9 protein-coding genes are annotated in these 13,779 nt (G+C 69.4%); 4 read left to right on the top strand and 5 right to left on the bottom strand.

The annotated features are described in order from the left end of the window. The 5 genes from H1Q64_RS23085 to H1Q64_RS23065 form a co-directional block, all read right to left on the bottom strand. Positions 1–1,683: a hypothetical protein gene (locus H1Q64_RS23085; protein WP_237907169.1), complete on the bottom strand. Its 1,683-nt coding sequence runs from the start codon at positions 1,681–1,683 to the stop codon at positions 1–3. Positions 1,684–1,724: 41 nt separating this feature from the next. Beyond that, positions 1,725–4,997, bottom strand: a complete 3,273-nt coding sequence (locus H1Q64_RS23080) for a phage tail tape measure C-terminal domain-containing protein (RefSeq protein WP_237906909.1) — start codon at positions 4,995–4,997, stop codon at positions 1,725–1,727. An 86-nt stretch (positions 4,998–5,083) separates the two neighbouring features. Next, on the bottom strand, positions 5,084–5,416 hold the full coding sequence (locus H1Q64_RS23075) for a hypothetical protein (protein WP_237906908.1): 333 nt from the start codon (positions 5,414–5,416) through the stop codon (positions 5,084–5,086). A gap of 62 nt (positions 5,417–5,478) precedes the next feature. Further along, positions 5,479–5,931 (bottom strand): hypothetical protein, encoded by a 453-nt coding sequence (locus tag H1Q64_RS23070; protein WP_014199165.1) that lies wholly within the window; start codon positions 5,929–5,931, stop codon positions 5,479–5,481. A gap of 135 nt (positions 5,932–6,066) precedes the next feature. Further along, positions 6,067–7,545 carry a phage tail tube protein gene (locus tag H1Q64_RS23065; protein ID WP_237906907.1) on the bottom strand — a complete coding sequence of 493 codons (1,479 nt, stop codon included), beginning with the start codon at positions 7,543–7,545 and terminating at the stop codon, positions 6,067–6,069. 486 nt (positions 7,546–8,031) lie between these two features. Between H1Q64_RS23065 and H1Q64_RS23060 the strand changes: the two genes are divergently transcribed. From H1Q64_RS23060 to H1Q64_RS23045, 4 genes are all read left to right on the top strand, one after another. Then, a complete protein-coding gene (locus tag H1Q64_RS23060; RefSeq protein WP_237906906.1) occupies positions 8,032–9,426 on the top strand; it encodes an ethanolamine ammonia-lyase subunit EutB in 1,395 nt (464 codons plus the stop codon). Beyond that, positions 9,423–10,220 (top strand): ethanolamine ammonia-lyase subunit EutC, encoded by a 798-nt coding sequence (eutC, locus tag H1Q64_RS23055; protein ID WP_237906905.1) that lies wholly within the window; start codon positions 9,423–9,425, stop codon positions 10,218–10,220. The genes H1Q64_RS23060 and eutC overlap by 4 nt, the downstream gene beginning before the upstream one ends. 116 nt (positions 10,221–10,336) lie before the next feature. After that, positions 10,337–12,346 carry an NAD(P)-binding protein gene (locus H1Q64_RS23050; RefSeq protein WP_237906904.1) on the top strand — a complete coding sequence of 670 codons (2,010 nt, stop codon included), beginning with the start codon at positions 10,337–10,339 and terminating at the stop codon, positions 12,344–12,346. Positions 12,347–12,359: 13 nt separating this feature from the next. Further along, complete coding sequence (locus tag H1Q64_RS23045) at positions 12,360–13,739, top strand: OmpP1/FadL family transporter (protein WP_237906903.1); 1,380 nt, start codon at positions 12,360–12,362, stop codon at positions 13,737–13,739. The last annotated feature ends 40 nt before the right edge of the window (positions 13,740–13,779 follow it).

Below are 13,779 nucleotides of genomic sequence, written 5' to 3'. Positions count from 1 at the left end.
TCACACCTCAATAACCAGTTCGGTCCATTCGCCCTCGGCGACTTCCGCCACCACGCCGATCTGACCGCCCTCCAGGCCATGGCCGTCCCACTGGATCGCCACCTCGTCCCCGATGTCGAAGAAGAAGGGGGGCGTGTCGGGCACGACCCGGTAATGGGCACGGTTGCCGAGCCAGTGGGCCAGGGACGCCTGAAGGACGGTTTCGCAGCCGATCTTGTCGGCGAGGCAGGTCTCCACGATGGCCGGATCCTGCGCGCCCAGATGGAGGCGGTCGCGGGTGACCTCGTCCTTCGCTTCCGCGATCTCCTGTCCACGCGCCAACCAGCGGCGCCGCTCCGGTCCGCCGACGGGGTCGGCCGCGCCGGGGGTGTCGTCGCCCTTGAGCTGGCTGGCCGTCTGAGGCGTCCAGTTGCGGTCGTACCCGCCGCGCAACCGCCACGGCGGCGGATAGACCTCCGTGGGAAGCTCGGCCGGCTGCAGGCTGATCAGCGTCCCTTCGGCCTTGGAGAGCAGGCAGCGCGGGGATCCCGTCGCCACCTTCCAGACACCGACCTGGAGTTGGCCGCGCCACGAGAACGCCCCCCAGCCGCAAGGCGCCAGAAGGCGCTGAATCAGCGACAGGACGGTCGGTTCCTCGCCGTGGGAGACGTAAAGCTGCACCTCGCCGGGCATGTCGGCCGCGAAACGCTCGAAATGGCGGACGGATTTCCGCGTCGCCGGCAGCCCGCCGCGCCGGAAGGCCAGATCGTCGATCACCAGGGCGGTGGTGTTGAGATACACTCCGTCCACAACCAGACCGTCGAAATCGCAGGTCACGTCGCCCGCCGGCTCCGCCGCCAGCGTGAAGGTCGAGGCCGCCAGATCGATGGCCGCAAGGTCCGCGGGCAGTTGCGGGACGCCGGCGACATAGACCGCCCGCAGGGCGCGCGACGGGCCGTCGTTGAACTGATAGGCCGGAAACGTCGTTGCGATCCGGGTCGGCGTCACGTTGTTGCACGGGCCATAGCCGAAGGGCCGGCGGCGGTTGGCGATTTCCGGCGGGGCGTCGTCCGGGTAGGTGGCGGTCTGGGCCGGCTTGTCGAGCAGGTAATCCCAATCCCGCAGCCGGATGCGCACCGTGTCGTCATCGCCGGGCACGATGTCCCGGGCCGTGCATTCGAAGACCACCTCGGTCGTTCCGTCGGGCCGCGGCTGCAGCACCTCGACCGGACGCCCGTCGACGGCGACGCGCCGCAGCAGGTCGCTGCGCTCGCCCTCCAGATTGTCCAGTTCGAGGTCGCCGAGGCTGGCGTTGGCCCAGCCGCCGACCGTGCCGCCGGTCAGGATCGTGCGGCTGAAGGAGGGGGTCCGCAACCCGTCCTCGAACTCCCTGTGGTCGCGGTCGATGTAATTTGTGGTCCCGTAACGCAGCATGACGTCTCCGATAGCGAGGGACAGGCGGTCGCGGCGGGCGCCGAAGGGGGCCGCGCCGAAGGGAGAGGCGCCGAACATGACGTACCCCTGGACGGTGGCGAGGGTGGTGCGGGCGGAGGCCCGCAACGGCGGCGGAACGGCGGACGGCACCGGGGGGCGCCAGACCGGCCGGCGGGTGAAGGCGCGGACCTTGGCCAGGGACCGCCCCGCTTCGACGCGGGGCGGCGGACGGACGACGCCGCTCAGATCGAGCGGCGCCGGTTCCGTCACGGTCAAGGGCTGCTCCTCAATCCGGACGAGGAAGACGCGCATCAGGCCGCGCGCCCCGGCAGCGTGCCGGCGTCTCCGGCCCGCTTGAACTGACCGCGCAGCGCGGCCAGCGCCTTCTCCTGGCGCAAGCCGCTGTCCTTCAGCCCTTCGAGGACCGTGGTCAGGTCGGCGCCGTTGAAGACGACCGCGCGGAGCAATTGCCGCAGCGTCTCCACCACCGCGGTGTCGGGAGCGGGCATCGTGGTTGTGGTGCCGCCGCCACGCCGCAGGAAATCGACGCTGGCCCGGCTGGTCATCACCATCGAGCCGGTCGGCAGCCGGATCAACTCCGGCCCGGCGTCGTTGACCATGGTGAGACCGGTGGCCGGTCCGCCGGCGCCATGGGGAAGCCGGTTGATCGCGTCGACGATGGAGCTGTCGTAGGATTTGACGGCCGGAAGGTTGGCGACCTCCCCCATGATCTTCTGCCAGAAGGCCGTGGCGCCCTGGCTGCCGAAATAATCGGTGTAGGCGGTCAGCAGACGGTCGGCGGTGCTGGCCATCCGTCCCAGCGCGTCGTTGTCGTTGGCGGCCGCCTTCGCAAGATCCGTCTGGTACGCGCCCAGCGCGTTGGTGTAGGCGGTGGACGCCGAGACCCCGGCGGAGCTGGTGCCCAGCTTGTTGGTCAGCCAGTCGGTGAGCGATTCTCCGGACTGCCGCGCCTTTTCATAAGCCTGGGCCTGCTTCTCGAGAGTCTGCACCTCCTGCAGGCGGGCGCGGACGACCGGATCGGTGACCGCCGACAGCTCCCGCGCCTGCTCCAGCTCGGTCTGGTAACGGTCGAACTCCGCCTGGGACAGCTGGCCCAACGCCACCTGGGCGGCCCGGTAGCGCTGATCCAGGCCGGCCAGGGAGTCCTGGCGGGCGATGTCGCGCGCCGCGGCAGCCAGCCCCGACATCACCGGGTCGAGCTGAGCGAAATACTCGACCGCCTTTCCCAGCTGGTTGACGTCGAGGCCGGCAAAGATCGCCTTAGCCTGGGCCTCGTACATGTCGTTCGGGTTGCGGCCCGACATCAGGCTGTTGGCCCAATTGTTGTTCCACCAGGTCCGCACGTCGGTCAGCTGGTTCAGGTAGTCGGCTCCGCGGGCGCTGTTCAGCCCGGCGTCGAACGTCTTCCGGTAATCGCCGTAGATCTTCTCCTTCGCGGCGGCCTCGACATCGTTGATCAGGCCGACCAAGGCGGGATTCACCTTCCCCACCTGTTCGCGGAAGGCGGCCATCTGCCCGTCCAGCTCCGCCACCGCCACCTGCACCGTCTGCCATTGCACCGGGTCTCGGATGTTGTCCAGAATCGCGGTCAACTGGCCGGTCGCCATGGACGCGTAATCCGCTTCCAGGCCGAACTCCTGCGCCAGCCTGAACTGGTCGACCATCGGCTGAAGGCTCTCGGCGGTCGCCGCGAAGGCCGATTTCTGGACCGCGTGCAGCGACGTGTCCAGGTTGGACAGAGCCGAATTCGTCTGCTCGATCGCCTTGGCCAGCGACAGCCCCTGGACGATCTTGTTCAGATCGCCGCTGTTCTGCGCGGCATCGGACGCCAGGGCCTTGCCGACCAGCCCATCGGCGGTCAGCGTGCCCATCACCTCTCGGATGAACGCTTCGGGTGTCTGGGCCCTTTTGCCGTTGTTCACGACCTTGGGGCCACCGTCCACGAAGAAATATTGCTGCCCCTCGCGGACCTGCACACCGAGCTGGGTCATGGTGTTGACCGCGGTGGCCACGGCATCGGTCACCGCCACCACACGGTCGGTGCTCCCACCGTTGTCCGCATCGGCGCCGATGCGGACCAGCTTACCGTTCTCGACCCGCAAGGTCGCGGCGGCGTTGGGGCCAACGGAGGCTTTTTGCGCACCGATGCCGCCGCCCAATGCACCGGCGATGGCACCGACCACGGCACCGGCCAACGTTCCGATGCCAGGGACGACAGAGCCGTAGGCCGCACCGGCCGCCGCACCAGACAAAGCTCCAGCCCCGGCCCCCACCACCTTGCTGTTGCTTTGAGTGCCTGCCCAGCCGCCAAACAACGAACCAGCGGCGAAGCCAACCCCAGCTGAGCCGAGGACGCCTCCAATGGTCGCTCCGCCTGTGCTTGCACCGGACGGCACGCCTCCCAGGCCCACGGTTGTATTCCCGGCACCAGCCACCGCATTGGTCATCCCGCCTGGCAAAGCAGCCACACCGGCGGCATGCGCTCCGCCGCCGCTCACCGAACCCAAGGCGATAGACCCACTGCCGGTGATGCTGCCGGGCAAGGCCGCCGATGCCACCGTGCCGCCCCACAGTGTGGTGTTCATCACGCTGTTGTAGGCGCCAGACAGCCCCAACTTGTCTCCCACCCATGACAACGCTTTCCCCCCGGCCCAATTGGTCGCCATGGAGGAAACCTGCCCGGTTGGATTGCTGCCACCCTGGGCTGGGGTGTTGCCCGATGTCGCAAAGGCACTCCACAGCGTCGGACCACTGGTTCCGAAGAACGCGTTCTTCAGTGGCTGAATGGCCGCCATCTTGACTAGATCGATGGCGAGTTCACCGATGATCGCCTTCGTGGTCTTGCCCCAGTCCAGCGCCGCCGTCTTGCCGGTGACGAACGCCTTCACCAGGGCGTCACCCATGCTGTCGAACGCCTTCTCCAGCTTTTCGGCCAGAGCGATCCCAGCCTTATTAACTGCTTCCTCGGCTTTCTTCGGATCGGTCGACGAATTATTGGCGGCGACGGCAACCGAGGCGTCGCGATTTTCACCGGCGGAACTGACTTGCACCGGGGCCGATTGCCGCGCCGCGGCTGTCTGGAGAGACCCCGTGGAGCCCTGCGCCTTGGTCAGGTCTCCGATCCGGCCGGACAGCGCCTCGAAGGCCGGACCGTTGAGATTCGCGGCGGCCTGGGCGGTGCTCTCATGAATCTTCGCCATCGCACCGGCCCAGGACCCGGCGGAGGCCGTCGCGGTGGCGGTGCTGGCCACCTGGGCGTCGGCGGCGGCTTCCGCCGCCCGCATGCCGGCCACCCACCGTTCGTGCGCGGCGGTTGCCTTCCGGACGGCGATGTCCTGCTGGGCCAGGATGGCCGCGCGAAGCCGTTCCTTGTCGGCCAGCGTGTGTTCGCTGGCTTCCAGATTGGTGAGTTCATCCGCGAAGCGGCTGGTGATCGCCGTCACCTTGGTCGTGAGCCGTTCGACATCCCCGTACTGGCGGGCAAGCTGCTCACCGGATTTGGTCGCGCGGACGGTGGTGGATATCCAGTCGTCGTAGCCGACGACCAGCTGTTCTGCTGCCATGGCTGCCTCAGCGGCGAGAGGTGATGATCAGGGCGGACGAATCCGCCGGTGGGGCGGCGTGGCGGGCAGGACGGAGGGGGCGTTGCTCACGCTCCCTCCCCGCCCTCGCCGCCAGTCTGGGCGGCGCTCTGCCTGGACGTCTCGGCCCACCAGGCGAGGTACAGCTCGTCCATGTGGTGGAGCAGCGTCCGCAGGATGTCGGCGTCGACGGCGTTGCGGTCGGCGTAGGCCGTCACCACCGACCAGGGGATCCGGCAGGGCGTGGCGGGTCCAAGTCCGCCCGGCCGCCAATGCCGGTCGTCGGCAAGGTCGTGCCACGCGCGCCAGACCCATCGGCACCAGGGCTCGACCTCCACCGCCTCCCCGAGCCCGGCCCGGCGCGCCGCGACGATCGCCACGGCGTCCGGATCCTCATCCATCAGCTCGTCCAGCAGGTCGTCGGTCTCGGCCCGCCGGTCGAGCCAGTCCCGCAGCGCCGCGGTCAGTTTCCCCGGGCGGCCTCCAGCTCCTCGGCCTTGCCGTCCTGCGCCGTGGTGGCCGCGCCGAAGGCGAGGTCGAGCAGCCTGGCGCCGCGGGGCTCCAGGATCAGGTCGCAGAATTCGGCGAAGGGCAGTTCGCGGCCGCCGATGACGCAACCCTCCACGTCGACCAGGCTGTGGTCGATCAGGCAGCGGGCGTTGATCCGGCGCTTGTGCGACACCGGCAACCGGTTGGTGTCGCCGTTGAAGCCCTTGGCCGCCTGACGCTGCTGTCGGGCCTGGGCGTCGTAGTAGGCGTCCGGCAGGCCCTTCGTCCTGATGCGCAGGCTGCGGTCAGGGTCCGGGGTGATCCACACGCCGTCGCGCGCAACGCGCTCGTCCACCAGCAGGTCGCCGAGGTCGTCGGTCTGCGGGGCGGCGGCCGGCAGGCCGTGCGAAACATGTTCGAAGGTCATGAGCGTCTCTCGTGCTTGGTCGTTGGTCGGGATGCGCGGAAGCGGGCGGGCGCCGACCAAACGCCCGCCCCGGTTCGCGCGAACCGTCTGCCGCCCGGTGGGGCAGCCTCGTTCCCGTTGGTCGCCGGATGCCGGTTACTGGAAGAATTCGATCCGGTTCAGGATCAGCTGCGCGTTGGTCAGCGGATCGCGCGAGGCGGTCAGCTGCGCCGGCAGCGTGACGTCCTGGCTCTTGCCGCCGACGCCCGGATCGCCCTCACGGGCGGTGAGGCGCGGCGACTCCCAGATCATCGCCCGGCCGCATTTCTGCAGGCGGCAGTTGACGCCGATCTTCTCGCCGGATTCGATCCGCGACAGCAGGGCACGGGACCCGAAATAGGTGTCCAGCTCCACCTTCACGTCGCAGGCGCCGTCGCGGATCGCCACCGCCGCCGGGGCGGTTCCGTCGCCGTCGGACAGCGCGTCGCGGGTGCTCAGGTTGTTGGTGATCGTGAACTTGATGGCGCGGGCCCAGTCGGGATTGCCCAGCGCCGCTCCGCCGACGCCGATCCGGCCGCAGCTCGCGGAGAAGGCCATCGCCGGGTAGTCGACCATGTCCGGAGCATCGGCCGGCGCAACGTCGAGCGCGACGCCGGACGAGCCGCCCTTCATGCCCATGAAGGCCACTGTTCCGGTCGCCGGCTTCTTCGCTTCGCCGCCGAATTCCAGGCTGTTCACCCGCATGCCGGTCTGGGCGATGAAGCTCGGCGGGTTCTGCTCCATGAAGCCGCGCTCCAGCGTCACCGAACGCACCAGCGACCCGTTCTTGATGACGTCCCCGTGCCAGACGCGGATCGTCTTGTCGGCGCCGGCATCGACCGCCCAGCCGGCCGGCCGGTTGTCCAGGGCCAGCTCATGCGGCGCGATGCCGACGATGCGGGCCCAGGCGTTGCACGCCGCCGTGCCGTAACGGTAGGCGTCGGTCGTCCCGCCGATCTTGATCCACTGCCCGACCGACAGGCCCAGCGTGGTGAAGTCGAGAGCGGTGGACCCGAGCCCGGTCAGCGTCGTGGCGAGATCTCCGGAGGCTCCTTCGAACCCGACCACCTTCAGCCGCGCGGCGGCGCCCGGAGCGGCCTCGTCCAGCAGGCCGCCACCCGCGAAGGCCGGAGCGGTGGCGGAGCCGGCGGTCACCTTGCGCACCCCGTTGTTGGCGGCCTCGAAACCGGTGAAGCGCACCAGATGACCGGCCGCGAAGGCCGGGCCGTCGGTCACGGCGACGACCTGCGCATCGGCGCTCACCGAGTTCACCGCCGACGCCGGCAGGCCGTCGTTGTCACGGAACGGCGTGTTCAGCCAGTCGGCGCAGAAGGCGCTGGCGATCTCGGAGTCGAGGAGGCTGCCCGGCACCGGATAATGCCATTCGATGCCGATCTGACCGCCGTTGCTCTGGCCGACGCTCAGCGGATCGGCGTTCATGCGGTCGTCGCGCAGTTCCCCGGATTCCTCATAATCGGTCTTGTAGGTCAGGCCGATCGAGGTCACCCGCTGCTGGCGCAGGCGCGGGGTGACGGGGGTGGTGCCGGGCACCGCTTCGAGGACACCGGCGAGGCGCACCCGGTTCGAACTGGTCATGTTGAACGGCTCCTTTCGGCCATGAAAAAAGCCGCCCGAAGGCGGCTTGGCGACGGATGGGACCGGTCGTGGGACGGCCCCTCCGTTGGGATCGTGCCGTTCCGGTTCGCCCGATGGGGCAAAGGGAACGCCCAGGTCCTTGGGTTCTTCCGCCGGCAGGAACACGGGTTCCACGTCGGCGAGGAGACACACGATCAAAACAACGACGCCCGCCACGGCGGAGCCGGGCGGGCGCGGGTAACGCATTGTCTCCTACAGAGTGGATTATATTCCTCGCTTTGTAAAGCACTTTCTTGCCCCACCCGGCAGAGGCGTCGACGACATCGCCCGAACGCCATGTTCACCGCCAACGGCGCGGCCAGTTCCGGCGGTCGGGATCATCGATGCGTCGATGCTCGGGCGGGCGCTGGACGGGGCGCGTCGGCATCGCCAAACTCTAAGGCGGCGGGTCGAACGGACGAGCCGAGAAGGGGGAGAGGGGACGCCATGGCATTCGCCCACACTCTGGCCGGGACGCGGTACGGGTTTCCCGATCTGAAGACGCTGCTCGCCCGCGCCTCGCCGCCGCGCTCGGGCGACGCGCTGGCCGGGCTGATCGCCGCCAGCGCGGCGGAGCGGGTGGCCGCGCAGATGGCCCTGGCCGACCTGCCGCTGCGCCATTTCCTGACGGAGGCGATCGTTCCCTACGAGGCCGACGAGGTGACCCGGCTGATCGTCGACGGCCATGACGGCGCGGCCTTCGCCCCGGTCGCCCATCTGACCGTTGGCGGCTTCCGCGACTGGCTGCTCTCGGAAGGGGCCGACGCGGCGGCCCTGACGGCGCTCGCCCCCGGCCTGACGCCGGAGATGGTCGCGGCGGTGTCGAAGATCATGCGGCTGCAGGACCTGATCGCGGTTGCCGCCAAGACCCGCGTCGTCACGCGCTTCCGCAACACCATCGGTCTGCCGGGACGCCTCTCCACGCGTCTGCAGCCCAACCACCCGGTGGACGACCCGCGCGGCATCGCGGCCAGCGTCCTCGACGGGCTGATGTACGGCAGCGGCGACGCGGTGATCGGCATCAACCCGGCGACCGACAGCGTGGAGGCGATGACCACCCTCCTGGAGATGCTGGAGGAGCTTCGCCTGCGCACCGGCGCGCCGATCCAATCCTGCGTGCTGGCCCATGTGACCACGGCGCTACGGGCCATGGAGCGCGGGGCGCCGATCGATCTGGTCTTCCAGTCCATCGCCGGGACGGAGGCCGCCAACCGCGCCTTCGGCGTCTCGCTGGCCCTGCTGGACGAGGCGTGGGAGGCCGGACGGGCGCTGGACCGCGGCACGGTCGGCGACAACCTGATGTATTTCGAGACCGGCCAGGGCAGCGAGCTGTCGTCCGGCGCGCACGAGGGGGTGGACCAGCAGACGGTGGAGGCGCGCTGCTACGCCGTCGCCCGCCGCTACCGGCCGCTTCTGGTCAACACGGTGGTCGGCTTCATCGGGCCGGAATACCTCTACGACGGCAAGCAAATCACGCGGGCCGGGCTGGAGGACCATTTCTGCGCCAAGCTGCTTGGCCTGCCGATGGGCTGCGACGTCTGCTACACCAACCACGCGGAGGCCGACCAGGACGACATGGACGCCCTGCTGACCCTGCTCGGCGTGGCCGGCTGCACCTTCATCATGGGGGTGCCGGGGGCCGACGACATCATGCTGAACTACCAGAGCACCTCCTTCCACGACGCGCTCTATGTGCGTCAGGTGCTCGGCCGCCGCCCGGCACCTGAGTTCGAGGCGTGGCAGCAGGCCGCCGGCATCGCCGATTCCGCCGGGCGTCTGCGCTTCGACCCCGCCGCGTCCTCCCTTCTGCCCGCCTTGCCCCTGCCGGAGGAGCAGCCATGACGGAGTCCAAGCCGGCGCCCCTACCCTCCCCGGCCCAACCGGATCGCTGGGCGCATCTGCGCCGCCACACCGACGCGCGGATCGCGCTGGGCCACGCCGGGAGCGGCCTGCCCACCGCCGCCCACCTCGCCTTCCAGGCCGCCCACGCCCAGGCGCGCGACGCCGTGCACACGCCGCTCGACGCCGCGGCGCTGCTGACGGCGCTGGCGGAGCGCGGCTGGCCGGCGATCCCGGTGACCAGCGCCGCACCCGACCGCGCCGCCTACCTCAAGCGCCCGGACCTCGGGCGGCAATTGTCCGAGGAGTCGCAGCGCCGCCTGTCCGAGCCGCTGCGCGCCCCCGACGTGGTGCTGGTGGTCGGCGACGGGCTGAGCGGCACCGCCGTGCAGGCCAACGCCGTCGCGGTGCTGGCGGCCCTGATCCCGAAACTCCAGGCGGCCGGGCTGCGGGTCGGGCCGGTGGTGGTGGCCGAACAGGCGCGGGTGGCGCTGGGCGACCCGGTCGGCGCGCTGCTCCAGGCGCGGGCGAGCGTCGTCCTGATCGGCGAGCGGCCGGGGCTGAGCGCCGCCGATTCACTGGGCCTCTACCTGACCTGGGAACCGCGGCCGGGCCGGGTGGACAGCGAGCGGAACTGCATCTCCAACGTCCGAGTCGGCGGCCTCGCCCCCACCACCGCCGCCGCCCAGGCGGCCGCCCTGCTCACCGCGATGTTCGCCCAGCGGCGGTCGGGTATTCTGCTCGACAGCGCGGCACCCGCCACCTCGCCGGCCCTGCCAAGCGACGGCGTTCCGTAACCGATCCGCATCGGTGCGGCGACGGAATGTTCGCATTCGTCTTAATCCCATTGCGACATCCGGCGATGCCAAGCACAATCCCCCGGCAAAACAACCGGGGGCTCGGGGTGGCTGCGATGGGAAAGACACGTGTGCTGGTGCTCGGCGGCGGGCTTGGGGGCGTGTCCGCCGCGCTGACTCTCACGGCGACCGAGGCGTTGCGCGAAAAGTTCGACGTGACGCTGGTCAGCCACGGCTGGCGGCTGGGCGGCAAGGGGGCCAGCGGCCGCAACGCCAAGCAGGGCCAGCGCATCGAGGAGCACGGGCTGCACATCTTCCTGGGCTTCTACGACAACGCCTTCCGGATGGTGCGCGGCGCCTACGCGGAGTGGGACGAGCCCGCCGACTACGCCTTCCAGACCTGGCAGGACGCCTTCCGCCCGCTGTATCAGGTGACGCTGATGCAGGACATCCCGCGCTTCGGCAAGACCCGCTGGCACTCCTGGAACCTGAACTTTCCCGAACGTTCCGGCACGCCCGGCGATCCGCGCTCGCTCGGCCCGAACGGCTTCGCGGCCTTCCTGATCGGCGCGCTGCAAAATCTGGTCGCCAAGCACGACCATCTGCCCGGCCACCTCACCGCGAAGCTCGGGCTGGACGCTCTTGAGAGGGCGCGCGCCCACATCGAGGAAGCGGGCGACGGCGCCCTCGACCACGGGCTGGTCGTCGATCTGCTCAAGCTTGTCCAGAAGGGTTTCCAGACGGTTTTGGAACCGCTGCTGAAGCTGTCGGATGAAGGCTGGGAGTTCGCCTGCTTCGCCGATTTCGGCCTCGCCTTCGCCATCGGCTGCTTCGCCGACGTGCTGCCCTACGGCAAGGACGGCTTCGACCGCATCAACGGCGAGGACTTCCGCGAATGGCTGCAGAAGAACGGCATCTCCGACACCTTCGCGTGGTCGGCGCCGGTGCGCCTGCTCTACGACATGTGCTTCTCCTACAAGAACGGCGAAGCGACCGACGGGCCGGAGAACGCGCGCTTCGCCGCCGGCGCCGCGGCAGAGATCCTTCTGCTGATGGGCTTCGCCTACAAGGGCGCGCCGCTGTGGAAGATGAACGCCGGCATGGGCGACGCCGTCTTCACGCCCGCCTGGTTCGTGCTGAAGCAGCGCGGGGTGGACATCAAGCTGTTCCACCGCCTGACCAAGCTGGAAACCTCGGAAAACGGCGCCTGGGTGGAGCGGGTGCGCCTGAACCGGCAGGTCGATCTCGTCAACGGCGCCTATGACCCGTTCGTCAAGGTCGGCTACGGCGACGACGGGAAATGGCTCTATTGCTGGCCGTCCGAACCGGACTGGAGCCAGATCGTTGACGGCGACAAGATCCGCGACGCCGGCATCAATCTGGAATCGGTGTTCTGCCACTGCACCGCCGGGGAGTCGGTGCTGGAGGTCGGCAAGGATTTCGACCTCGTCGTGCTGGCCATGCCGCCCGCCGCGCTGGCCGACCCGGCGGCCGGGTTGATGGACGCCAATCTGCGCTTCAAGCAGATGGTCGAGGTCACCCCGGCGGTGCCGACCCAGGCGGTCCAGCTCTGGATGACGCCAAGCATCGAGGAGATGGGCTGGAAGGCCGGCCCGACCGCCATGACCAGCTATGTCGAGGAACTCGACAGCTGGGGCGAGATGAGCCATCTCATCCCCGCCGAATCCTGGCCGCCCGGCACCGTCAAGGCCGTGGAGTATTTCTGCGGCACCGCCCGCTGGCCGGCCGGCGCCCCGCCCTACGCCTGCGGCCTACCGCAGCGGATGGCCGCGGACGTCCGCCGGGATGCCACGGAGTGGCTGAACTCCAACATCGGGGTGCTGTGGCCCAACACGGTCAAGGACGGTGTGTTCGACCAGAGCCAAGTCTATTCCTCCTACTACCGCTACAACCTCGACCCGTCGGAACTCTACGTGCAGTGCTTCCCGGCGACGGTGGAGACCCGGCTTAAGCCGGGCGACAGCGGCTTCGTCAACGCCTTCCTGGCGGGTGACTGGACGCGGACCTGGTTCAGCGCGGGCAGCGCCGAGATCGCCGTCCTGTCCGGAAAGCAGGCCGCCGAGGCCATTGCCCGTCAGACCATCGACCTCACCCCGTCCGATTGAGAACCCTGATTCAATGCGCGTAATCGCAGCGTTTGCCGCGGCGGCCACTCTGGCCGCCGCGTTTCCGTCCCATGCCACCGACGTCTACACCTTCGAAGGGTTCGGGGCCGTATCCATGGGCATGGGCGGCACCGGGGCGGCGTCCGACATCGGCGGCGCCGCCATGATCTTCAACCCGGCGACCCTGACCCAGCGCACCTCCTCCTACCTGGAGGGCGGGCTGGTGGTCGCCGCCCCGACCGGCCTGCGCGCCACGCAGACGCGGACCGGCGAGGTGGCGCATGGCAAGGACACCTTCCCCTTCCAGGGCTACTACATCCCCCAGGGCGGATTCGTCTGGCGGCATGAGGCTCTGGCCCTCGGGCTGGGCGCCTACGCCCAGGGCGGATTCGGCACCGATTACGGCGAGGGCAGCTTCATGGCCCGCCTGCCGTCCGGCGTCGACAGCGGGCTGCGCACCAGCAGCGAGGCGATGTTCATGCGCGTCCCGCTGGCCGCCGCCTGGGACGTGACGCCGAAGGTCACGGTGGCGGGCGCCATCGACTATGTGCGGGCGGGGCTCGGCTTCCGCGTTCTTCAAGGGGCCGATCAGCTCGGCGCGCTGGCCGCCACCGGGCGGCTGACCGGACAGGGGCCGATGCTGGGCGCGGCCAGCACCATGGTCGGGATGGGTGGCGGCGTCTATTTCGACATCTTCGACCCGTCGATCGCCCGCGCCGGCGTGGGGGGCGACGGGGTGAGCGGCCGGCTCGGCCTGACCTGGAAACCGCAGGCCGACACCACCATTGGCAGCTTCTATCAATTCCGCACGGCGCTCAACAACCTGACCGGCGACGGCTCGGTGATCGTGCTGGCGCCCGACGGCTCACGGCTGACCCAGCCCGCGAAATACACGCTGGGGAGTTTCCAGCTCCCCGCCGAGTTCGGCATCGGCGTCAGCCACCGGCTGCGGCCCGACCTGACCCTGGCCTTCGACTACCGGCGCGCCTTCTGGGCACAGGCGCTGCGCCAGTACAACATCCGCGTCGACGTGCCAGGCCTGGGCACGGTGTGGGAGACGCTGCCGCAGCGCTACCGCGACATCAACATCTTCGCCATCGGCGGCGCCTATCGGGTGACCGACGCGCTGACCCTGCGCGCCGGCTTCCGCTGGGCCGACAAGTCGGCCCCGGCGCAGGACATCGTCTCGGTTATCCCGGTGGTCATCACCAAGCACGCCAGCTTCGGCGTCGGCTACGCCTTCTCCGAGACGTTGCGGCTGGACGGCGCCTTTTCCCACGGCTTCCAGGAGTGCGTGAGCAACGGCACGCCGCCCAACGGCTCAGCGGTCAATCCGGGGAAATTCTGCAACGGCACCGACATCGTGGCGCTGAGCCTCAGCGCCTCGTTCTGAAGGCCTCTCATATCTGAAGAACGGGCGCCGGCCCTTTCCC

The organism is Azospirillum brasilense, from assembly GCF_022023855.1.
GTDB lineage: Bacteria > Pseudomonadota > Alphaproteobacteria > Azospirillales > Azospirillaceae > Azospirillum > Azospirillum brasilense_F.
Note: the sequence above shows the minus strand (reverse complement) of the source record. Positions and strands in the feature narration are given on the sequence as shown.